Here is a 20,047-nt window from a genome sequence, read left to right on the forward strand (position 1 = left end):
ATGAAGGTGTCAAGCGGTTGCCAATGCAACGTTGGCGGCGCCGTCACCTGTCCGCGTAGCCGCTCTGGCGCGCCCTGTATCGACTTCCCGCTCTGCATCTGCGGCCCGGTTTCTCCGGCGCCGGCCGTGCTTTCTGCACCGCCTAATTCCCTTTCAATCAGCCTGTAAGCCTTACCCGGCATGCATCTGCATGCACGGCGGATCGTCTCGTTAAACGGGGCCAAATACCAATGAAAAAGACCAATCACGCGGCGGTGTCGATAGCGTGGCGCGCTGGGGAAATGCTTTGTGCTGCTGAATTTCCGTCGATGTGGCCGTTCGCGTACCGCGCGGCAGTCACGCAATCTGACGCCCTGCTGCGTCGCCTTGTTCGGGGGTACTAACCATGAATCTGCAACAGCTATTCAACCTCATCGCGAACGCCTACGACAGGGGGCATCGTGACGCGATGCTGCAAACCGGAAACGCGGGGTGGATCGTCACGGACGCTACAGAGGCAATGCGTGAAGAGGCTATCGCTGCCGTGCTGGTCGGCGTCGCGAAAGGCGAGTTCGAGAAATGAGCGCGGGCGAGTGGCTGGCGGTGTGGTCGGTGGCCGTGGCCGGCGCGTGGTGCGTCGACCGGGGCTTTTCGTGGCTGCAGCGGAGGGCGTGGCGATGATCGAAGACGGGGACATTGGCTATGAAGGCGAGTATCACGCGTCGTTCGTGCGCGCGCGCCTGCCGCGCGTCGGCGGTCGGGCGACTGAAGCAGGATCGAGCGCCGCGCGCACGCTCGTCGCGTTCGTGCGCGAGCGCTTTGCGGAGCGGTCCGCGCAGCGCGGCGGATTCAGTGTGGCGCCGGCTGAGTATCAGCTGGCCGTGGCGTCGGTGATGGGGGTGCGGTGATGGCTGGAGGTCTTGACACGCCCGAGCTGGGCGATTCCATGCTGTTGAAGCCGCCGGTGCACCGAAAACCGGAATTCGTGCACGTATTCGATTGGTGGCACCTGTACATCGATTGCGGCATCGGCACGGCGATCGTGCGCGGTCGAACGATGGGCGCCGCGTGGCGTGAAGCCCAGCGCATGGGCTATACGAATCCGTATCTCCGGAATCGGGTGAGGGTGCGCTGATGTGGGTCTATGCCGTCGACGCCAAGCAATCGGTAGAAGCACTGCCGGCTGCGCACGGGCTGAAAAAGCGCGTGCCGCTGCGCTGGTATGGGCGCGCCGTTCGCGAGGCGCTCGCGGCAGGGCGTCGCTCGGCGCATGCGCGCCAGGCGTCGCACATGTTCGACGTCGGCGCGGCCGGCGATGCGCTCGACGCGTTCGCGCGCGACCACGCGCCGAGCGACGCGGCGATCCGGCCGGACGCTGGCGATTGGGAAATCGTAGAGAAGGCGCGGCGCATCGCGGCCGATGTGCAGCTGGCAACGCACGGGCTCGAGATTGGCGACGCGCTGATCGTCGCGCGCTCGCGTTGCGACCTGTACGGCGTCGCGATGCCGGATATCGATGATGGCGACGGCCAGGTCGCGCGCGTGCGCTGCGAGTTGTGGTGGCGCCGCCGGCTGCGCACGCAGCACGGGCGCGGCGCGGAGGCATCGAGCGTGCGGCTCGGCCTGGTGCACTACGGCGGCGACCCGTACGCGAGCCGCGAGGCGGTGACGCGCCGCATGGGGCAGAACGCCAGGAACCGGCTGATGCTGGAGTCAGTCGTCGTGGAAAACGATGAGGGCTACCGCGCGACGCTCGCGGAGCTGGCGGACAAGGGCACGGCGAACAAGGCGATTCGACGCGGCGAATTGATGACGCGCCTGCGCGGCTGCGAGGAGCTGGCGGTCGATGCGGGTTTCGATGCGGTGATGTTCACGCTGACGTGCCCGTCGCGGTTTCACGCGGTGCGGCAGCTGGGGAAACAGGTCAAATGCATCCCGAACAAGCGCTACGACCCGACGCTCACCCCGCGCGACGGGCAGGCGTACTTGCGCCGCGTGTGGGCGCGCATCCGCGCGGAACTCGCGCGCCTGGGCGTGCGGTATTTCGGCATGCGCGTCGCGGAACCTCATCACGACGCCACGCCCCACTGGCACGGGCTCGCGTTCTCCAGCGATATCGCAACGTTCGAACGCGTGATGCGAAAGCACGGGCTCAAGGATTCGGGCGACGAGCGCGGCGCGCAGGAACGGCGCGTGAAGTTCGAGCGGATCGACCGCGCGCGCGGATCGGCGGTCGGCTACATCGCGAAGTACATCGCGAAAAACGTGGACGGCGCACACGTGGGCGACCACAAGACCAACGAGGGTTTCATCGTCGCGCCCGACCTGCTGGGCGATCTGGAAATCACGCCGTCGCAGCGCGTCGAGACGTGGGCGGCGACGTGGGGAATCCGGCAGTTCCAGCAGTTCGGCGGGGCGCCGGTCGGCGTATGGCGCGAGCTGCGACGCGTGAAACAGGAGGATTTGCCGCGTGAGGATGAGTCGATGGCTGTGCGTGACGCATGGGCGGCAGCGCAAAAAACTGAGGAGCGGCCGGCGGACTGGGCGGCCTACTGCAGGGCGATGGGTGGCGTTGCGGGTGAGGCGCGCGCCGTCTGCGTGAAGCGCGTGCCGACGATCCGCGAAGGGCGTTACGGCGCCGTGCGCGTGATGGTGCCGCATGGCGTCGCCGCGCGCGGCATCGCGACGATCGATGAGGGCGGCATCGTCGGTTTACTCAGTCGCGAGACGGAGATTTTCGTTCCGTCGACGCGGTACGAATGGCGGGTGGTTTCGCGCAGCGGCGCAGCCGCGAGCACTCGGACTTGTGTCAATAACTGTACGGGAGAGGGTGATGTTGGAAGAGGATCGGGTGTATCGGGAGCTGATCGGAATGCAGGACGTACCGGACGAATCGAGCGTCCGGGAGGCGAAGGCGGCGGCGGCAGAGGTTCGCCGCATGCATGACGCGCTGTCGCCGTTCGAGCGCGGTCTGGCCCACAAGCAAATCGCAGTGATCGAGCGTCTGGTGAAGGCGGTCGAGGCGCTGTAATTCGCCGCAATTCGCGGCATTTTATGAGGAGTGAACCATGTTGGAACGTATCAAGGCACTGACCGAAAAAATCCGCTCGAATATCGAGCACCGTCACGACCTGGCGGACACGCTCGACCAGCTCGGCAACAAGGTGACCGCGCTGGAGGAGCAGGTCGAGGCGCTGGTGACGGCGCTCGAAGCGAAGTTCGCGCCGGCCGAAGGCGCCGCGCCGCAGCAGGTCGAAACGAACGCCACGCAGCAGACGGCGTAAGGGAGGGGGCCATGCCGTATCTGGGGAAAACGGAGTGCCACGTCTGCGACCGGGAGGTCGACGTGTCGGAGAACGTGTCCGGCATGGCCTACTACCGGTGCGCCGCGTGCGGCACCAAATTGCAAATGACGAACCCGCGCGGCGATCGCCTGATCCGCCAGCATGTCCGCGTGTTCGTTGACCCCGACGAAGCCCCGCCGGCCACGCCGGCAGCGGCCGAAGTTCCCGCGAATCCCGGCAATTCGCCGGAGCCCGCTAACCCGCCGCGTGCGAAGGCCCGCGCCGGATTCTGGAGTGTTTGACCATGGCAAAAATCACTGATCCGCAACCGGTCGTCGTGCCGGACGTGCGCGCCGACGCTACTGCAGACCAGCAGCCGGCCGCGCTCGATCCGCTCGATGCGATCGCGCGCGAGGAACTCGATGCGGATGCGGCGCTTGCCGCGAAGGTCGAGCAGGCCGAAGCAGAAGCGGCAGAGGCGGAAATGGATGCCCTGGTCGCCGGCTACCGTGAGGCGATGCGCGCCGCGCAAGATATCGTCGTATCGGCCGTGCCGGGCCTGAAACCGGTGTGGACGGATGAACGGATGGACAACATCGGCGCGGCACTCGCGCGCTGCGATGCGAAGTACGGGTGGGGCGGCGCCGGAAAGCTGCTGTCGTCGCCGCTGGTCGCGCTCGGCATCGCTTCGTTCCCGGTCGCGGTCGGTACCGCGCAATACGCGAAGGCCCAGAAGATCGCCGCGCAGCGCGCCGCGCTCGTCGCGCGAGCCGCCGCCGCACAAGCCGACGTCGCGCCGGGCGTGGTCGGGCCGGCCACGCGCGCGCCGGCACCGGCCGCGACGGTCGCGCCGACCACGCGCACGCCGAACATGGCGGATGCGATCGACGCGGCGCTCACCCAGGCGACCTACGCGCAATGACGGCCGGCATCCACAACAGCGCGGATATCATCGGCGTGGTGGGTGCCTCCAGCATGGGGAAGGGCATCTTCGTCAAGGATTACCTGCGCCGGCAGTCAAAGCGCCGACCGATGGCGATCTGGTCGCCGCTGGAGGAGACGGACGATTACGCGGCCGTGATCGGCGGCCGGAAGGTCGATTCCATCGCCGCGCTGGTCGCCGCGATCAAGGCGGGAGAAACGCGACTTGTGTTCATCCCATCGGAAAAGCCGAAAGAGCTGAAAGAGCAATTCGACCGGTTCTGTCGCGTCGTGTGGCAGCTCGCCGGCTGGTTGGTTGTGGTCGAGGAACTGTCGAACGTGACGATGGCGAGTTGGGCGCCGCCGGCATGGAAAAAGCTGTCGACAGCCGGCCGACACAAGGGGCTGACGATCATCGGCACCAGCCAGCGGCCGGCGCACGTCGACAAGGATTTTTTCGGCAACTGCACCGAGTTGAGGTGCTACCGCGTCGGCTACAAAAACGATGCGGTCGCGATGGCTGATGTGATGCTGATCGAGAATCCGCGCGAGCTGCTCAAGCTGCCACAGTTCCACTACATACATCGTCAGAAGATGGCCGGCACGAACACGCCCGGCGCCGTCTCGCCCCCGAAAAAGTAAAAAAACACACGCGGGGCTGGTCTGCGAATCGCCGTGAATCGCGGCAATTCGCAGACTTCGACCATACCCCCTTTTTCCGGAGATTCTCGGGGCTCACCAACACCCATTGGTCAACCCCGTGTCCGGAAACCCGTCTTACCTGCCTACGTGGCCGCGCCTGTCGCAAGAAGTGATCGCAACGACGGTCGGCGTGCTCGTCGCCGCCTGGATCATTTCCAAGGTGCCGGCCGCGAAAAAGCTGGTCGACGGTAATTCGATCTGGAGCACGGAACAAACCCTTTTTCCCACTCCGTGAGGATCGAATGAACAAGGCTCACCTGCATGCAGCACTCGCGACGCTCGCGACCTTCGCGGTCGTGGCGTTCATCCAGAAAAACGTGATGGCCGTCCCGGTCGTCGGCCCGTACCTGCCCGGCGGCGCCGCGCAGTAACGCGCGCACGACGGTCGCCGCCTTTGCGCGGCGTGTTTCCATTTCTGAAAGCGAGAGAACAATGCGCAAGGAACGGCTGGTAAATTTCCAGAACATCGCGGCGGGTCAAGTCGCGATCCTGACGTGCCCGATCGGCCCGACGTACGAAAAATTCAAGATCAACCTGCTGGGCGGCCTGCTGGTCGCGCACATCACGTCGATCGTCGGCAAGATCAACGACAAGCCCTTCTACACGACCACGGGCGCCGACCTGCTGGCCGAAAACCTGTATGAAGGCCGCTCGAACCCGAACACGCTGATCGTGCTCGACTTCCTGCGCAGCAACGCGAAGTCGTCGGCCGCGAAATCGGGCGCCACGGCGCAGACCAGCGAGGTCATGCTGACCGCGCTGTCGTCGGCGCTGATGCAAAAGCTGACGTGGGAAATCACGATCGCGCCGACCGCGCCGTCGACGCTGAACATGCAGGCGTTCGCCCAGCTGAACGATCCGAGCAAGAACCCGATGGCGCTCAAGAACCTCTACAGCGCGGTCGCGTTCCCGTACGCCCAGGACAACGATATCCCGCTGGCGGTCGGCCGCGCGGGCTCGATCATCAAAAAGCTGTTCATCCACCAGTCGAACTACGGCCCCGCGTGGGCGCAGAGCACGGCCTACGCGGTCGGCGCGCTGGTGACGGCGGGCGGCAACCTGTACCTGTGCACGACGGCCGGCACGTCGGCATCGTCCGGCGCCGGCCCGACCGGCACCGGTGGGGCGATCACGGACGGCACCGTCACGTGGGCGTACCAGCAAGTAGCGGGCACGATCACCAACATGCAGGTGCGCAACGCGGGCGTGATCATCTGGGAAGGTGCGCCGAGCGACGCGCAAGGCGACCAGACCGACTACGGCAAGGTGTCGCAACCGGGCCTGACGGTGATCGACTTCGACCTGCAGGGCATGCGCGAGAAGTGGCTGAATACGGCGCTCACGAACAACGTGTTCCTGCGCCTGACGACTGCCGGCGGCCCGTACAACCTGCGTCTGTATCAGTCGATCGTTGACCCGATCCAGCGCGCGTAAGGCGGCGGCCGTCCACCCACTACAGGAGGGCGTATGTCGCTTTTCGATTTCACGATGCCGGACGGGTCGGCCGGCGCCGATCCGTCGACCCTGAGCGATTACAGCTCGGGCGGCACCGACAGCACGACGTTTTCGACGCTCTACGGGGTGTCGGACGGCTCGGCGGGCGCCGGCTACAACTGGGCGACCGGCACCGACGCCTTGCCGCAGTCCGCGTCGTCGCAGACGCTCGGGCAGCTGCAAAGCGGCGGCAGCACGATAGACTGGAACACGATTCTGCAAGGCGGCCTGACGGCGCTGGTCGCGGCTGACTCGATCTCGCACGGGCTGACCGCGAGCGGGCAGGCGTTGCCGACGTATAAGGCGCCGAACGGCTACGTGTACCCGGTCGGCCAGGGGCCGGCGACGCGTTACCAGTCGGGCGGCGGTTTCATGATGCTGCTGCTGGTCGGCGTGGTGCTGTTCGCGCTCGCGGAGGAAAAGTAATGGTCGCGCCGCTTCCCGGACTCGCCATTCCGCCGCTCACGTTCGCGGGCGGCTCTGCCGGCCCGTCGAACGCGTCGGACTACAACCCGGTGTCGTTCTCGGACGGCTCGTTCATCGTGTCCGCTTCGCCCCAGCTCGGCACCAGCATCGCGGGCGCGGTGGCGGGCGCGACGAATTCGTTTTCGATGGGCTCGTTCCAACAGCTGATGCCGTATCTGCTGCTCGCGGGGGTCGCGTGGATCGTCATCAAGCATCGCCGGCCGTAACGGTGCGCGAGGTGGGCGCCGATGTTGCGCGCCCGCTGCTCGCCCGCGTCGACGCGTTCGATACGACGGGCGGCGTCGACACGGTCGCGAGCATGACGGCGATCGGCCGGTGTTTTGTGATCGCACACGACGGCCGCGACGTGGGCGCGTATGTGCTGCAACGGCAGGGCAACGAGTGTTTCGTGCTGGCCGCGCAAGGCGGCGCCGAGTTCGACATGACCGCGTTTCTGTCGGTCGTGGTCGAGGCGCATGCGCGCGGGCTCGCCAGCATCGCATTTCAGACGCGCCGGCCGGGGCTGATCCGCAAGGCGAAACGTTACGGCTATTACATCGCGGGGCGCGCGCCGGCTGGCGTCGTCATGCGGAAGGATTTGCAATGATTCGCAACCCACAACAGATCAAGCTGATGGCGCTGGGCTTGCCGTGCGTGCCGGCCAACGGCGGCGGCTCGTCCGATTCGTCGTCAGCAACGACGACGACCAACGCCGACCAGCGCAACAACGTCGGGTCGGGCGTCGGCGCGACCGCGTCGAGCGGCGGCACGGTGACGCTGAACGTCAACCAGCTCGACGGCGGGGCGATCGCCGCGTCGTTCGGGCTGGGCGAGCACGCGCTGCAGGGACTGGAAACGTTCGGCACGGCCAGCATGTCGGCGGTGTCGCACACGTCCGACATGGCGATCAACGGCATCCTGACCGATGCGGACAAGACGCGCCAGGCGTACGCGGACGCGGCCAGCGCGGCCATCAGCGCCGCGCAGCAGGCATCGGGCCAGGTCGCGAGCGCGTACGGCGCGGCGAACGGCGCGATCTCGACCGCGTACCAGGACACGCAGACGTCGAACGTGCGCACGCTGATGATCGGCGCGCTGATCGTCGCGGCGCTCGCGGTATCGATGCCCCTGATCGTCAAGGAGGTCTGATGCAGACCATCAAGCAGCTGATTACCGCACTGACCGGATACAGCGCGGGCATCGGTGGCCGCACGCTCTACGTGCAGGCGTGCGATACCGGATCAACGCTGACGATCACGCTGACCGATAGCCTCGGCACGCGTGACACGGTGATCGGCGTTGGCGCGGGCGTGAAGCTCACGCCGGCAGCTGGCTTCACGAAGGTGGAAATCTCGACCACGGCCGACGCGAACGTGCAATTCGTGGTGACGAACGGCGATATCGATCTGCAGCTGACGCAGATCGGCACGAACGTCACGAACACGAACGCGAACCCGGTGCCGGTCACGCTGGTGAGCGAGCCCGGTGCGCCGGTGCAAGTGTCGGCGCCGGTCGGGCAAGAGGTGAACGTCAAGGTGCAGGGCACGGTGAACGTGTCGGGCGCAACGCTCACGGCAACCAACGTCGGCGTGAACAACACGACCGCGAACCCGGTGCCGGTGCAACTGCACCTGTCGGATATCACGGTGCCGGTGCAGGTGCAGCCGCCCGCGAGCACGCCGACCGATGCCAGCGCCGTTACGGTTGGCACGTCGGGCGCGTCGCTGATCGCGGCGAACGCGGCGCGCAAGGGGCTGCGCATCCGCAACGCGGGCGCGGGACAGCTCGCGATCACGGCGGCGGCCGGCACGACGTTCGCGAATGCGGCATTGGTGATCCAGCCGGGCGATACGTATATCGAGCGCGACGCGCCGCAAGCGGCGTGGTACGCGGTGAGCGACACGGGCACGACGGCAAACATTCAAACGGTGGCGTGATGAAACGAACGATCCGAATCGCGGGCGCTGGGCTCGCACTGGTCGCGGCGGTAGCCGCCTACGCGCAATCCAGTTCCGACCTTCTGTCGGGGCTCGCGGGCCGACTGGCGAAGGCCGTCAACACCCAAGCCGTGTCGATCCAGACGAGCGCGGGCACGAACGGGATCACGCTGACCAACAACGGAAACAACCAGATCGCATTGCCGGCCGAGAAGTCGATGCAACTGAACGGCTATGGCTCGATCCAGTTCGGCGGCAACTACCAGGGCCGCTTGCTCGCGAACGACGGCGCGCCGAACGATATCGTGATGAATGGGCCGGCGAACCTGCCGGGATGGGATACAGACTTCGTGCTGTACCCGTCGCCGCAGGCCGGCGCGTTTCTGGTGGTCAACCGCGTGGGCGGCGCCAATCAGGAGCAATTCATTTTCGGTGCGCCGTACGCGGGCTCGAACACGAAATACCTGTTCTCGCAGGTGATCGCAGGCACGGGCCAATACCGGCCGGTGCAGTTCAACGGCGGACAGGACCGACGCATTCACGCTGACGACTGCCGGTAACGTGCAGTTCGACAATCACGTATCGGCAGCATCGCCTGCGCTGCAAAGCGGCACGCTGTCGAGCTGCGGCTCAGGCGGCTCGGCCGCGTTCGCGAACGACGTGCGCGGCACGTTCCAGGTGGGGACGGGCGGCGTCACGTCGTGCACGTATACGTTCAAGCAGGCTTACGCGTCGACGCCTTCGTGCACGGTCAGCGGGCTCGGGACGGGAACGGCGGTGATTGCGCTGGCGGCGCTCACAACGTCGAGTTTCACGATCACGTCGTCGGCCGATATCAGCGGCCACTACGTGACGTTTAACTGCATGCAGTGATGAGCGCGGCGCCTTTTCTTTTGCTGGTGGCTGGCGCGGCGGGCCTGCTGTACGTGACCAGCAGTCAGGCGGAACAGGATGTCGCAAGCTTTACGGCGAGCGACGTGATTGACGGAACGGCGGGGGATTTACTCGATATGACGACCAGCTACGGGCCGACCGGCGACCCGAACCAAAACCGGCAAGCGTTCCTTGACATGATCGCCTACAGCGAGATTGGCGCGGCGCTGCTCGCGGAAACCGATAACGGCTACAACGTGTTGGTTGGCGCGACGCCCGCGAACCCGCTCACGTTCTCGGACTACTCGCGCCATCCGCGCATCCTCAATTCGGCGCTCAACTCGACGGCGGCCGGGCGTTACCAGATCAACTGGCCAACGTTCCAGACCGTCTCCCGGCAAACGGGCCTGACGGATTTTTCGCCGTCGACGCAAGACGCGATGGCGCTGCAACTCGCCGCGAACAAAGGCGCGCTCGCAAGCATCGATGCCGGCAACATTCAGGCGGCAATCACGAAGTGCGCGCCGGTCTGGGCGTCGCTGGCGGGCGCTGGATACGGTCAGCACGAAAACAGCATGTCGCAACTGATCGCGTGGTATCAGGGCGCGGGGGGCGCGGTCGCATGAAGCTGAACAATCTCGCGATGGGGCTCGGCGTCGCCGTGCTGGGCTTCGCAGTCGTGCAGTATTTCAAGGGACAGCAGGCGCGCAATACGGGCCTGTCGACGCTGACCAACCCGAACGCGGGCGCGACGTGGCAATCGCTGACGTTTCCGCTCGGCACGGCGACCGGCGGCGTCAACATGACGGGCGGCGTCGACAACGTCTACAGCTCAACCTCCTGGAACCCGGATGCGCTCGGCGCGGCGATCGGCCAGGATGCGGCGGCGGCAATGAATGCGACCGGGCAGGGCACGTTGAACAGCTGGGGCTTCACACTGCCATGAGCGTGAAATCGGATGCGCTCGAATTCGGGGTAACGGCGCTCGCGGCGGGCGCCGTGCTCTGGTACGCGAGCCGGAAGCTTGGAAAAGGCGTCGATCAGGTCAAGCAATGGGTTAGCGACGCGGGTTCAGCGGTCGCCAACGGTGCGAGCGCGACGTGGGATACCGCCACGGCGCCGATCCTGCCGACCGACACGGGCGTGTCGGCCGTAGACGGCGCGGCGGCGATCGGAAACGGTGTTGTCGCGGCACCGAGCGGCGTTGTCGACTCGTTGTCGATGGGGCTGATCGGCGGCTCGGGCGGCACGTCCGGTAACGGCGGGCTCGGGGGCTGGCTCTGGGGGATCGTCAACGGTTCGGCGTTCGCGCCGAGCGGTGCAGGCAGCACGCCAGGTGCACAACCGGACTCAGGTGCCGGATTCGACCTCGGCAATTCGCAAGGGTGGTGAAAGATGGGAATACTTGACGCAATCCTCGGGCCGGGTGGCGGCGTCGTCAGCCTGGTGGATGACATCATCAAGCGCGCATGGCCGGACCCGGCGCAGCAGGCGCAAGCTCGGTTACAACTGCTCGACATGCAGCAGCGCGGCGAGCTCGCGGAGCTCGATGCCGATCTGAAAACGCGGCTCGCAGAGATCCAGGTGGACGACGATGAGGTGAAGTCGGAAAGCCTGTTCAAGTCGGGATGGCGGCCGTTCGTCGGATGGACGTGCGGCGCGGGCGTGGCCTACATGATGGTCGCGCGACCGTTCATCACGTGGGCGTGCGACGCGTTCCTGCACGTGGCACCGCCGCCGGCCATCGATATCCTGGTGCTGCAATCGATCCTGTTTGGCATGCTCGGGCTCGCGACCGCGCGCACCGTGGAAAAAGTGAAGGGCGCGAACTGATGACGACCGCCGCGCTCAAGATCGACCGCACGATTCCGCTCTGGGGCGTGGTGGGTGCACTCGCAACCATCGCAGCGACCGGCGCGGGTGTGGTGTGGAACCTGTCGGGCATCGCGCACGACGTGACGGAGGTCAAGCAAACCCTGCTCGGGTTGCAGACCCATGAGGAAACCCGCGACGCGCGCGTGACGGCGCTGGAGGTGCGTGTCGTGAAGCTCGAAACCAGTGCCGCTTACCGGAGAGACGAATGAGCAAGCATCACAAGCGGACGCCCCCGCGTGACAGCAAAGGCCGCTTCCGCCGCCGGAAGTAAAAAAAGCCCCGGAAAACCGGGGCTTTTTCATCAGCACGCGTCTTTCGAGCAGTCCGGCAAGACAAACGTGAGGGTGGCGCCGTCCGTCGTGGTCAGCGTAATCGTGCCGCTCACGGGATAGGTGGCGCGCGCGTGCTTACCGTTGATGGTGGCGCGCGGGCCGCCGTATAGGATCACGTTCGCCTCGGGACGCGACGGGCAACGCAGGTCGATCGCCATCGGGCCCGATACACCGATCGGCCCAAAACTACCGGGGCATTCGCCTTGAAACTGCGTGATGCCGTGGGAATCGACCCAGCGGGCGACGGTCGTATAGTCCGATGCGGTGCTCGAGTGCGCGGCGAGCGAAGCGGCGGCCAGGGCGACGGCGGCAAGCGTTTTTAACATGTGGGCTCCGGGGTTAGCGCACGGCGCGGCGCGGCCGGGACGGCGGGCGGGTCGGGTCGTGCGCGATATCGTTGGCGGCGCAGGACATGGCCTGCATGCGCCGGGCCTGATCATGCACGATCTTTTCGAGTTGCGAAATCCGGTCGCGCTGATGCTCAAGCTGCTGATCCTTCCAGTGCCAGGCGAGCATCTCGCGCGGCGTGTAGCGCACGCCGGCCGGCGACACCAGAAAATTCCCGTCGAAGCGGAAGCCGTCCCACTCGCGGCCCATGCCGGGCAGTTTCGATTCTGACCAGACGCGCAGCAGCGCGAGCGCCGCGTTGGGCACGCGGACCTTGCCGGTGCGCCAGCGCATCAGCGTCGTGCGGTGCACGCCGAGGATCGCGAGCGCGGCCGGCAGTGAGACGGCGGTCACGGCTTTGTCGATGAGCTCGGCCAGTTCGTTGGGGGCGGGTTCGGGGTGATAGCGGGCCATGGCGATCAACCCCGGAACGTAAGAAAAGCGCTGGAGGAACATGAGGCGGCAACGTGGTGGACGGGCCGTGAATCATGCCTACGGAGAGTTTCTTTAACCTTTCGTAACAATTCAGACAATTGTGAAACAACATTAGGGAAAACCCCTACGGAATTGTAGGTCGTTGAAAAGTAAGGCATTTCTCCCTCCGCATAGCGTGTTTCAATTGGTAACAGTTCGTGATAGTTGGCAACATGTTCCGAACCGTGCAGGATGCACACAAATTGCGAAACAGCCGGGGTCGGACCATGAGCAAAAAGGCGATAATTATGATTATGTCAAATACGATATTTCCGTCCGAATCCGCACCATCCCGCCATTGATCCGACCGAAAAAACCCGCTGCCACCGTCAATCGACCTCCAGATCCCCGACCGTTTCCGCCCGCCGCGCGTCGCGCCGCGTCCCGGCAGCCTGCCGACCGCGCCGGCCTGCAGACACCACCAGACGAAACGCAACCGGCGCAAACACGAGCCCGAACAGCGTCGCCGCCAACACGCCTCCAAACGCACCCGTGCCGATCGACCGCCGGCTTTCGGCGCCCGCGCCCGTCGCCAGCACGAGCGGCACGACGCCCAGCAGGAACGCCATCGACGTCATCACGATCGGCCTGAATCGCGCGGCGGCCGCGTCGATCACCGCCTGCCGCAGCGACATGCCGTGCGCGGCCAGATCGCGTGCGTACTGCACGATCAGGATCGCGTTCTTCGCCGCCAGCCCGACCACCGTGATCATGCCGACCTTGAAATACACGTCGTTCGGCATGCCGCGCGCGAGCGCCGCCGCGATCGCGCCGATCATGCCGAGCGGCACGATCGTCAGCACCGACAGCGGAATCGTCCAGCTTTCGTACAGCGCGGCAAGCGCCATGAACACCGCGAGCACCGACAGCCCGACGAGCAGCGGCGTTTGTCGCGCAGCGACCTGCTCCTCGCGCGCCGCATCGACCCAGTCGAAGCCGATCCCGGCCGGCAGCGCGCCGGCGAGCCGCTCCATCTCCGCCATCGCCGCACCCGAACTCGTGCCGGTCGCCGCCCGGCCGCTGATGTCGAGCGACGGATAGCCGTTGTAACGGTTCAGCATCACCGGGCCGATCGTCCAGTGCGGCGCGGCGATGGCCGACAGCGGCACCATGTCGCCGGTGCGGTTCGGCACGGTCAGCGCCATCAGTTGCGTGTCGGTCGTGCGGGCGCCCGGCTCGGCCTCGATGATCACGCGCCGCATCCGGCCCGATGCCGGAAAATCGTTGATGTAGTTCGAACCGAACGTGCCGCCCAGGAGCCCCGCGATCCGCTCGAACGGCACGCCGAGCGCATACGCCTTCGCGCGATCGACGTCGAGCTCGATACGCGGCGCGTCCGGCAGGTCTTCGAAATGCACGGCGGCCAGCAGCGGATCGGCCTTCGCGCGCTCGGACAGCTGCTCGCGGGCCGCCTTCAATGCATCGAGCCCGACACCGCCGCGATCCTCGAGCCGGAACGTGAACCCGTCGGAATGCCCGATGCCGCGCACCGACGGCGGCAGCGACGCCTCGACGTCGCCGTCGAGAATCTCGCCGAAACGCCGGTTGAGCCGGTCGCGCAACGTCATCGCGTCGACGTCGCGCTGCGCCCAGTCCTTCAACTCCACGAACGCCATCCCGACGTTCTGCCCGCTGCCCGCGAAACTCCAGCCGATCACGCTCGTCACGTTCGCGATCGCCGGCTCCGCGCGCAGGATCGCCTCGACCCGCTCGACGGCCACGAGCGTGCGCGCCTGCGTCGCGCCGGCCGGCAACTGGATCATCACCTGCAGCTGCCCCTGGTCCTCGGTCGGCAGGAAACCGCCCGGCATCATCCAGTACAGCAGCGCACAGCCGAGCACGAGCGCCGCGTAGACCGCGACGACGATACCGGTGCGGCGCACCGCGAACACGGCGACGCGGCGATAACCGGCCTCGACGCGCGTGAAGCCTGCACCGAACCGGTCGGCCAGGCGCGCACCGAGGCCGCGTCGTCGCGCCTGGCCGGCTCCGCGATCGTGCGGCGCGACCGGCTTGAGCAGGTTCGCGCACAGCGCGGGCGTGAGCGACAGCGCCATGAACGACGACACCAGCATCGACGCGATCATCGCCACCGCGAACTGGCGGTAGATGCCGCCGACGGTGCCCGGAAAGAACGCCATCGGCACGAATACGGCGGTCAGCACGGCCGTCACGCCGACGATCGCCCCGCCGATCCGCTTCATGGCCCGACGCGTGGCGTCGCGCGGCGACACGCCCTCCTCCATCACGCGGTGCACGCTCTCGACGACGACGATCGCGTCGTCGACGATGATGCCGATCGCCAGCACGAGACCGAACATCGTGAACACGTTGATCGACAGCCCGAACGCCCACATCGCGACGAACGCGCCCATCAGCGTGACCGGAATCACGACCGTCGGCACCAGCGTGTAGCGCAGGTCGCGCAGGAACAGCCACATCACGCAGAACACCAGCACGACCGCTTCGATCAGCGTCAGCACGACCTCGCGGATCGCGATCGTCACGAAATGCGCGCCGTCGAACGGGATCTCGATCGCGACGCCCGGCGGCAACGTCCGCGACAGCTCGGCGAGCCGCGCACGGATCGCGTTCGACGTTTCGAGCGCATTGCCGCGCGGGCCGAGCTGGATGCCGACCGTCGCGGCCGGGCGGCCGTTCAGCCGCGAATAGAACGAATAGTCGTCGCGGCCGATCTCGACGCGCGCGACGTCGGCGACGCGCACCGCCGAACCATCCGTCTTCGACTTCAACACGATCCGGCCGAACTCGTCCGGCGACGCGAGCTGCCCCTTGACGACGATCTGCGCGGTGAGCTGCTGGCCGCCCGGAAACGGCGCGTCGCCGATCGCGCCGGCCGTCACCGTCGCGTTCTGCGCGCCGATCGCCGCGATCACGTCGTCGGCGCCGAGGCCGTATTCGCGCAGCTTGTGCGGATCGAGCCAGACCCGCAACGCTTCGTCGGCATCCCACAGCTCGGCCGCGCCGACGCCCGGCGCGCGCTTCAGTTCACGCAGCACGTAGCGGTTCAGGTAGTCGCCGAGCTGCGCGGAATCGCGCAGGCCGTCGGTCGACGTCAGCGTGACGAGCATCAGGAACGTGTTCGCCGCCTTGAACACGCCGATCCCCTGCTGGACGACCTGCTGCGGCAAGCGCGACTCGACCTGCTTCAGCCGGTTGTTGACGTCGACGAGCGCGATGTCGGGATCGGTGCCCGGCGAAAACGTCACGTCGATCTCGAGGTTGCCGTGACCGTCGCTGCTCGTCTCGTAGTACAGGAGCCCGTCGGCGCCGTCGAGGCTTTCCTCGATGATGCTGCCGACGTCGCCGTCGACCGTCTCGGTCGACGCGCCCGGGTATGCGGCGGTGATCACGACGCGCGGCGGCGCCAGGCGCGGATACTGCGCGATCGGAAGCTGCGGAATCGCGAGCACGCCCGCGACGACGATCGCGAGCGCGACGATCCACGCAAAGACGGGACGATCGATGAAGAACGACGGCATCGACATGCGTCAGCGCACCGACGGCGTCGTGCCGAGCGGCTCGCGCTCGGCCTGGGCGCGCTGCGCCCGGTACACGTCAATCATCGGTTCTCTCTCGGGAGTCGCGCACCGGCGCCAGCATCGACGACGCAAGCAGCGCACGCGTATACGGATGGGACGGCGCATGCAGCACGTCGAGCGTATCGCCCTCCTCGACCACGCGCCCCGCCTTCATCACGACGACCCGGTGGGCCATCGCCCGCATGACCGCGAGATCGTGCGTGATGAACAGGTAGCTGAGTTTGTACTTCTTTTGCAGATTCGTCAGCAGATTCAGCACCTGCTTCTGGATCGACACGTCGAGCGCGCTCGTCGGCTCGTCCAGCACCAGCAGTTCCGGCTCCACCGCCAGCGCACGCGCGATCGCGATCCGCTGCCGCTGGCCGCCGGAAAATTCGTGCGGATACCGCAGCATCGACTCGGCCGGCAGGCCGACCTCCTGCAGCAGCGCGGCGATCCGCGCACGCCGTGCGTCGCCGGCCACCTGCGGCCGGTGCACGGCAAGCCCCTCGCCGACGATCTGCTCGACCGTCATCCGCGGCGACAGCGAGCCGAACGGGTCCTGGAACACGACCTGCATCCTGCCGTACAGCGTGCGCCTGCCCCCCGTCGTCCGCAGCGTGTCGAGCGGCAAGCCGTCGATCTCGATCGCGCCGGCCGCCGGCCGCTGCAGGCCGAGCACCGTCGCCGCGAGCGTCGACTTCCCCGACCCCGACTCGCCGACGATCCCGAGCGTTTCGCCACGCTTCAGCGTCAGCCGCACGTCATGCACGGCGCGGAACGTCGTCTTGCCGAGCACCGCACGCCAACCTTTCGCCGCGATGCGGTAGTCGACGGCGAGATCGCGCACGTCGAGGATCGTCTGCGCCCCGGCCGCGACGGGCTCGACGGCGCGCTGCGGCGCACTGTCGAGCAACCGGCGCGTGTACGCATGCTGCGGCGCGGCGAACAGTGCGTCGGTCGTGTTCGTCTCCACCAGCACGCCCTGCTCCATCACGGCCACGCGCTGCGCGAAGCGCCGCACGAGGTTCAGGTCGTGCGTGATCAGCAGCACGGCCATTCCGCGTGCGGCCGCTTCCTGCTCCTGCAGTTCGATCAGCAGATCGACGATCTGCTGGCGCACCGTCACGTCGAGCGCCGTCGTCGGTTCGTCCGCCAGCAACAGCCGCGGCCGGCATGCGAGCGCCATCGCGATCATCGCGCGCTGGCGCTGCCCGCCCGACAACTGATGCGGAAAACTGTCGATACGCCGCTCCGGCTCCGGAATCCCGGTGCGCCGCAGCAGCGCGATCCCGCGTTCGCGCGCGTCGCCCGGGCGCAGCCCTTCGTGCAGCCGCAGGCTCTCGGCGATTTGCTTGCCGATCGTATACAGCGGATTCAGCGCAGTCATCGGCTCCTGGAACACCATCGCGATGTCCGCGCCGCGAATCCCGCGCATCTGCCGTTCGGTCTTCGCGAGCAGGTCCTCGCCGTCGAACAGCATCCGTCCCGACAGCGTCGCCTGCTGCGCGAGCCGCAGGATCGACAGCGCCGTCACGCTCTTGCCCGACCCCGATTCGCCGACGAGCGCGACGCGCTCGCCGCGGCCGATCGACAGGCTCAGGTCCTGCACGGCCGGTTTCGCGCCGAAGCGTGCCGAAAACCCGTCGATCTGCAACAACGCGTTCGCCATCATCGCCCCCCGCCGAACGCCGAGCCGCGCGCGCGCGTGTCGAGCGCGTTGCGCAACGCGTCGCCCATGAAGGTCAGCAGCAGCAGCGTCACCACCAGCGCAGCGAACGCGGAGATCGAGATCCACCACGCATCGAGATTGTTCTTGCCCTCCTGAAGCAGTTCGCCGAGGCTCGGCGTCGGCGGCTGCACGCCGAGACCGAGGAAATCGAGGCTCGTCAGCGACAGGATCGCGGCGCTCATCCGGAACGGCAGGAACGTGATCACCGGCGTGAGGCTGTTCGGCAGCACGTGGCGCCACATGATCTGCGCGTTCGTCAGCCCCATCGTGCGGGCCGCTTTCACGTAATCGAGCGTGCGGTTGCGCAGGAATTCGGCGCGCACGTAGTCGGACAGCACGAGCCAGCCGAACATCGAGAGCAGGATGAACAGCAGCCACAGCGACGGCGTGAAGATCGACGCGAAGATGATCAGCAGGTACAGGTCCGGCAGCGCGCTCCAGATCTCGATCAGGCGCTGGCCGATCAGGTCGGTGCGCCCGCCGTAGAAGCCCTGCAGCGCACCCGTGAGCACGCCGACCAGCACGCCCGACACGGTCAGCGCGAACGCCATCAGCACCGACAGCCGGAACCCGTACAGCAGCCGCGCGAGCACGTCGCGCCCGAACTGATCGGTGCCGAGCCAGTTGCTCGCCGACGGCGGTGCCGGATACGGCCGCGACGCGAAGTAGTCGATCGTGTCGTAGCGATAGCGGTTCGGCGGATAGATCGCGAAATTGCCGTGCGATTCGAGCTTCGCCCGAATGTACGGATCGAGATAGTTCGTCTTCGCGGGAAAATCGCCGCCGAACTCGGTCTCCGGATAGTCCTTCAGGATCGGAAAATAATAGTGCCCGTCGTAGCGCACGAGCAGCGGCCGGTCGTTCGACAAACCATCGGCGCACAGACTGAGCGCGAACAGCACGACGAAGATCACGAGGCTCGCGAAGCCGAGCGGCTGCGCGCGAAAACGCTGCCACGTACGCCGCCACGGCGAAGGCGACGGCGCGCACGCGGGCTCAGTGGTCCAGACGGCTGAACTGGATACGGGGGTCGACGAGGACATAGCAGATATCCGCGATGAGCTTGGTCAGCAGACCGATCAGGGTGAACAGGAACAGCGAGCCGAGCACGACCGGATAGTCGCGACGGATCACCGCGTCGTACGACAGCTGCCCCATTCCGTCGAGCGAGAACAGCGTCTCGATCAGCAGGTTGCCGTTCAGGAACGCGCCGACGAATGCCGCCGGCAACCCGGTGAGCAGCGGGATCGCCGCGTTGCGCAGCACGTGCTTCCACAGCACGTCGCGCTCCGGCGCCCCCTTCGCCCGCGCGGTCAGCACGTACTGCCGGCCGATTTCCTCGAGGAAGGTGTTCTTCGTCAGGATCGTGACGATCGCGAAATTGCCGATCACCGCCGCCGTGACGGGCATCACGATGTGCCACAGATAGTCGAGCGTCTTGCCGAGCAACGTCAGGTCGTCGAAGTTGTCCGACGTGATCCCGCGCATCGGGAACACCTGCCAGAACGTGCCGCCGCCGAACAGCATCAGCAGCAGCACGCCGAGCACGAAACCCGGCACCGCATAGCCGGTCAGCACCAGCACGCTCGTCACGGTGTCGAACCGCGAGCCGTTGCGCACCGCCTTCGCGATGCCGAGCGGCACCGATACGAGATACGTGAGGATCACCGTCCACAGCCCGAGCGTGATCGAGACCGGCAGCTTCGAACGGATCACCGCCCACACGCTGCGGTGCGCAAAGTAGGACTGGCCGAGGTCGAACGTCGCATAGCTTTTCAGCATCAGCAGGTAGCGTTCGAGCGGCGGCTTGTCGAAGCCGAACTGCTTGCGGATCTGCGCGATCTGTTGCGGATCGACGCCCTGGCTGCCGTGATAGCCGCCCCCGCCTCCGCCCGCCTCGCCCCCGCGTGCGCTGCCGTGCCGCAACTGCGCAAGGACCTGCTCCACCGGGCCGCCCGGCACGAACTGCGTGACCGCGAACGTGATCGTCACGACCCCGACCAGCGTCGGGATCATCAGCAGCAGCCGCCTGAATATGTATGCCAGCATC

At 66.6% G+C, this 20,047-nt stretch carries 28 protein-coding genes; 22 read left to right on the top strand and 6 right to left on the bottom strand.

Features of this window, described 5'->3' with window-relative positions:
- Positions 1-385 precede the first annotated feature (385 nt).
- The 22 genes from U5798_RS30015 to U5798_RS30120 all read left to right on the top strand — a co-directional run bounded on the left by U5798_RS30015 (position 386) and on the right by U5798_RS30120 (position 11,739).
- A complete protein-coding gene (locus U5798_RS30015; protein ID WP_322084084.1) occupies positions 386-562 on the top strand; it encodes a hypothetical protein in 177 nt (58 codons plus the stop codon).
- Positions 563-656: 94 nt separating this feature from the next.
- On the top strand, positions 657-887 hold the full coding sequence (locus U5798_RS30020; protein ID WP_322084085.1) for a hypothetical protein: 231 nt from the start codon (positions 657-659) through the stop codon (positions 885-887).
- A 382-nt stretch (positions 888-1,269) separates the two neighbouring features.
- A complete protein-coding gene (locus U5798_RS30025; protein ID WP_322084157.1) occupies positions 1,270-2,925 on the top strand; it encodes a replication endonuclease in 1,656 nt (551 codons plus the stop codon).
- A gap of 122 nt (positions 2,926-3,047) precedes the next feature.
- Complete coding sequence (locus U5798_RS30030; RefSeq protein ID WP_322084086.1) at positions 3,048-3,263, top strand: hypothetical protein; 216 nt, start codon at positions 3,048-3,050, stop codon at positions 3,261-3,263.
- An 11-nt stretch (positions 3,264-3,274) separates the two neighbouring features.
- Positions 3,275-3,565, top strand: a complete 291-nt coding sequence (locus U5798_RS30035) for a hypothetical protein (protein ID WP_322084087.1) — start codon at positions 3,275-3,277, stop codon at positions 3,563-3,565.
- Between the two features lie 2 nt (positions 3,566-3,567).
- Positions 3,568-4,185: a hypothetical protein gene (locus U5798_RS30040; RefSeq protein WP_322084088.1), complete on the top strand. Its 618-nt coding sequence runs from the start codon at positions 3,568-3,570 to the stop codon at positions 4,183-4,185.
- Positions 4,182-4,826 carry a hypothetical protein gene (locus U5798_RS30045; protein WP_322084089.1) on the top strand — a complete coding sequence of 215 codons (645 nt, stop codon included), beginning with the start codon at positions 4,182-4,184 and terminating at the stop codon, positions 4,824-4,826. Before U5798_RS30040 ends, U5798_RS30045 begins: the two co-directional genes overlap by 4 nt.
- A gap of 118 nt (positions 4,827-4,944) precedes the next feature.
- Entirely contained in the window at positions 4,945-5,121 is a 177-nt protein-coding gene (locus U5798_RS30050) for a hypothetical protein (RefSeq protein WP_196487980.1), read from the top strand.
- A gap of 7 nt (positions 5,122-5,128) precedes the next feature.
- Positions 5,129-5,257 (top strand): hypothetical protein, encoded by a 129-nt coding sequence (locus U5798_RS30055; RefSeq protein ID WP_257785774.1) that lies wholly within the window; start codon positions 5,129-5,131, stop codon positions 5,255-5,257.
- A gap of 61 nt (positions 5,258-5,318) precedes the next feature.
- A complete protein-coding gene (locus tag U5798_RS30060) occupies positions 5,319-6,320 on the top strand; it encodes a major capsid protein P2 (protein WP_322084090.1) in 1,002 nt (333 codons plus the stop codon).
- Positions 6,321-6,353: 33 nt separating this feature from the next.
- Positions 6,354-6,806: a hypothetical protein gene (locus tag U5798_RS30065; protein WP_322084091.1), complete on the top strand. Its 453-nt coding sequence runs from the start codon at positions 6,354-6,356 to the stop codon at positions 6,804-6,806.
- Positions 6,806-7,072, top strand: a complete 267-nt coding sequence (locus tag U5798_RS30070; protein ID WP_226190824.1) for a hypothetical protein — start codon at positions 6,806-6,808, stop codon at positions 7,070-7,072. The genes U5798_RS30065 and U5798_RS30070 overlap by 1 nt, the downstream gene beginning before the upstream one ends.
- Positions 7,042-7,452 (top strand): hypothetical protein, encoded by a 411-nt coding sequence (locus U5798_RS30075; RefSeq protein WP_322084092.1) that lies wholly within the window; start codon positions 7,042-7,044, stop codon positions 7,450-7,452. Before U5798_RS30070 ends, U5798_RS30075 begins: the two co-directional genes overlap by 31 nt.
- Entirely contained in the window at positions 7,449-7,994 is a 546-nt protein-coding gene (locus U5798_RS30080) for a hypothetical protein (RefSeq protein WP_226190822.1), read from the top strand. The genes U5798_RS30075 and U5798_RS30080 overlap by 4 nt, the downstream gene beginning before the upstream one ends.
- Entirely contained in the window at positions 7,994-8,782 is a 789-nt protein-coding gene (locus U5798_RS30085; RefSeq protein ID WP_322084093.1) for a hypothetical protein, read from the top strand. Before U5798_RS30080 ends, U5798_RS30085 begins: the two co-directional genes overlap by 1 nt.
- Complete coding sequence (locus U5798_RS30090) at positions 8,782-9,342, top strand: hypothetical protein (RefSeq protein ID WP_322084094.1); 561 nt, start codon at positions 8,782-8,784, stop codon at positions 9,340-9,342. The genes U5798_RS30085 and U5798_RS30090 overlap by 1 nt, the downstream gene beginning before the upstream one ends.
- A gap of 1 nt (position 9,343) precedes the next feature.
- Positions 9,344-9,655: a hypothetical protein gene (locus tag U5798_RS30095; protein ID WP_322084095.1), complete on the top strand. Its 312-nt coding sequence runs from the start codon at positions 9,344-9,346 to the stop codon at positions 9,653-9,655.
- Positions 9,655-10,281 carry a glycoside hydrolase family 104 protein gene (locus U5798_RS30100; protein ID WP_322084096.1) on the top strand — a complete coding sequence of 209 codons (627 nt, stop codon included), beginning with the start codon at positions 9,655-9,657 and terminating at the stop codon, positions 10,279-10,281. The genes U5798_RS30095 and U5798_RS30100 overlap by 1 nt, the downstream gene beginning before the upstream one ends.
- Positions 10,278-10,601 (top strand): hypothetical protein, encoded by a 324-nt coding sequence (locus U5798_RS30105; protein ID WP_322084097.1) that lies wholly within the window; start codon positions 10,278-10,280, stop codon positions 10,599-10,601. The genes U5798_RS30100 and U5798_RS30105 overlap by 4 nt, the downstream gene beginning before the upstream one ends.
- Positions 10,598-11,047 (top strand): hypothetical protein, encoded by a 450-nt coding sequence (locus U5798_RS30110; protein WP_322084098.1) that lies wholly within the window; start codon positions 10,598-10,600, stop codon positions 11,045-11,047. Before U5798_RS30105 ends, U5798_RS30110 begins: the two co-directional genes overlap by 4 nt.
- Positions 11,048-11,050: 3 nt before the next feature.
- Positions 11,051-11,488, top strand: coding sequence for a holin family protein (locus U5798_RS30115; protein WP_322084099.1), 438 nt, complete (start codon positions 11,051-11,053; stop codon positions 11,486-11,488).
- Positions 11,488-11,739 (top strand): hypothetical protein, encoded by a 252-nt coding sequence (locus U5798_RS30120; RefSeq protein ID WP_322084100.1) that lies wholly within the window; start codon positions 11,488-11,490, stop codon positions 11,737-11,739. The genes U5798_RS30115 and U5798_RS30120 overlap by 1 nt, the downstream gene beginning before the upstream one ends.
- 92 nt (positions 11,740-11,831) lie before the next feature.
- Here the strand turns inward: U5798_RS30120 and U5798_RS30125 are convergent, their stop codons facing one another.
- From U5798_RS30125 to U5798_RS30150, 6 genes are all read right to left on the bottom strand, one after another.
- Entirely contained in the window at positions 11,832-12,188 is a 357-nt protein-coding gene (locus tag U5798_RS30125) for a hypothetical protein (protein WP_322084101.1), read from the bottom strand.
- A gap of 13 nt (positions 12,189-12,201) precedes the next feature.
- Positions 12,202-12,705 (bottom strand): DUF3653 domain-containing protein, encoded by a 504-nt coding sequence (locus U5798_RS30130; protein ID WP_322084102.1) that lies wholly within the window; start codon positions 12,703-12,705, stop codon positions 12,202-12,204.
- A 347-nt stretch (positions 12,706-13,052) separates the two neighbouring features.
- A complete protein-coding gene (locus U5798_RS30135; RefSeq protein ID WP_322084158.1) occupies positions 13,053-16,226 on the bottom strand; it encodes a multidrug efflux RND transporter permease subunit in 3,174 nt (1,057 codons plus the stop codon).
- A 76-nt stretch (positions 16,227-16,302) separates the two neighbouring features.
- Positions 16,303-17,937 carry an ABC transporter ATP-binding protein gene (locus U5798_RS30140; RefSeq protein WP_124452018.1) on the bottom strand — a complete coding sequence of 545 codons (1,635 nt, stop codon included), beginning with the start codon at positions 17,935-17,937 and terminating at the stop codon, positions 16,303-16,305.
- Positions 17,937-19,040: an ABC transporter permease gene (locus tag U5798_RS30145; RefSeq protein WP_322084103.1), complete on the bottom strand. Its 1,104-nt coding sequence runs from the start codon at positions 19,038-19,040 to the stop codon at positions 17,937-17,939. The genes U5798_RS30140 and U5798_RS30145 overlap by 1 nt, the downstream gene beginning before the upstream one ends.
- Complete coding sequence (locus tag U5798_RS30150) at positions 18,994-20,046, bottom strand: microcin C ABC transporter permease YejB (RefSeq protein WP_124451874.1); 1,053 nt, start codon at positions 20,044-20,046, stop codon at positions 18,994-18,996. Before U5798_RS30150 ends, U5798_RS30145 begins: the two co-directional genes overlap by 47 nt.
- Position 20,047 lies beyond the last annotated feature (1 nt).

The organism is Burkholderia sp. BCC1972, assembly GCF_905339605.1.
Classification (GTDB): Bacteria; Pseudomonadota; Gammaproteobacteria; order Burkholderiales; family Burkholderiaceae; genus Burkholderia.

Bases quoted from the DNA above. Each gene is read 5' to 3' on its own strand.
- U5798_RS30015 (WP_322084084.1), top strand. From the start codon at position 386: ATGAATCTGCAACAGCTATTCAACCTCATCGCGAACGCCTACGACAGG.
- U5798_RS30020 (WP_322084085.1), top strand. From the start codon at position 657: ATGATCGAAGACGGGGACATTGGCTATGAAGGCGAGTATCACGCGTCG.
- U5798_RS30025 (WP_322084157.1), top strand. From the start codon at position 1,270: ATGTTCGACGTCGGCGCGGCCGGCGATGCGCTCGACGCGTTCGCGCGC.
- U5798_RS30030 (WP_322084086.1), top strand. From the start codon at position 3,048: ATGTTGGAACGTATCAAGGCACTGACCGAAAAAATCCGCTCGAATATC.
- U5798_RS30035 (WP_322084087.1), top strand. From the start codon at position 3,275: ATGCCGTATCTGGGGAAAACGGAGTGCCACGTCTGCGACCGGGAGGTC.
- U5798_RS30040 (WP_322084088.1), top strand. From the start codon at position 3,568: ATGGCAAAAATCACTGATCCGCAACCGGTCGTCGTGCCGGACGTGCGC.
- U5798_RS30045 (WP_322084089.1), top strand. From the start codon at position 4,182: ATGACGGCCGGCATCCACAACAGCGCGGATATCATCGGCGTGGTGGGT.
- U5798_RS30055 (WP_257785774.1), top strand. From the start codon at position 5,129: ATGAACAAGGCTCACCTGCATGCAGCACTCGCGACGCTCGCGACCTTC.
- U5798_RS30060 (WP_322084090.1), top strand. From the start codon at position 5,319: ATGCGCAAGGAACGGCTGGTAAATTTCCAGAACATCGCGGCGGGTCAA.
- U5798_RS30065 (WP_322084091.1), top strand. From the start codon at position 6,354: ATGTCGCTTTTCGATTTCACGATGCCGGACGGGTCGGCCGGCGCCGAT.
- U5798_RS30070 (WP_226190824.1), top strand. From the start codon at position 6,806: ATGGTCGCGCCGCTTCCCGGACTCGCCATTCCGCCGCTCACGTTCGCG.
- U5798_RS30080 (WP_226190822.1), top strand. From the start codon at position 7,449: ATGATTCGCAACCCACAACAGATCAAGCTGATGGCGCTGGGCTTGCCG.
- U5798_RS30085 (WP_322084093.1), top strand. From the start codon at position 7,994: ATGCAGACCATCAAGCAGCTGATTACCGCACTGACCGGATACAGCGCG.
- U5798_RS30090 (WP_322084094.1), top strand. From the start codon at position 8,782: ATGAAACGAACGATCCGAATCGCGGGCGCTGGGCTCGCACTGGTCGCG.
- U5798_RS30100 (WP_322084096.1), top strand. From the start codon at position 9,655: ATGAGCGCGGCGCCTTTTCTTTTGCTGGTGGCTGGCGCGGCGGGCCTG.
- U5798_RS30105 (WP_322084097.1), top strand. From the start codon at position 10,278: ATGAAGCTGAACAATCTCGCGATGGGGCTCGGCGTCGCCGTGCTGGGC.
- U5798_RS30110 (WP_322084098.1), top strand. From the start codon at position 10,598: ATGAGCGTGAAATCGGATGCGCTCGAATTCGGGGTAACGGCGCTCGCG.
- U5798_RS30115 (WP_322084099.1), top strand. From the start codon at position 11,051: ATGGGAATACTTGACGCAATCCTCGGGCCGGGTGGCGGCGTCGTCAGC.
- U5798_RS30120 (WP_322084100.1), top strand. From the start codon at position 11,488: ATGACGACCGCCGCGCTCAAGATCGACCGCACGATTCCGCTCTGGGGC.
- U5798_RS30125 (WP_322084101.1), bottom strand. From the start codon at position 12,188: ATGTTAAAAACGCTTGCCGCCGTCGCCCTGGCCGCCGCTTCGCTCGCC.
- U5798_RS30130 (WP_322084102.1), bottom strand. From the start codon at position 12,705: ATGTTCCTCCAGCGCTTTTCTTACGTTCCGGGGTTGATCGCCATGGCC.
- U5798_RS30135 (WP_322084158.1), bottom strand. From the start codon at position 16,226: ATGCCGTCGTTCTTCATCGATCGTCCCGTCTTTGCGTGGATCGTCGCG.
- U5798_RS30140 (WP_124452018.1), bottom strand. From the start codon at position 17,937: ATGGCGAACGCGTTGTTGCAGATCGACGGGTTTTCGGCACGCTTCGGC.
- U5798_RS30145 (WP_322084103.1), bottom strand. From the start codon at position 19,040: ATGTCCTCGTCGACCCCCGTATCCAGTTCAGCCGTCTGGACCACTGAG.
- U5798_RS30150 (WP_124451874.1), bottom strand. From the start codon at position 20,046: ATGCTGGCATACATATTCAGGCGGCTGCTGCTGATGATCCCGACGCTG.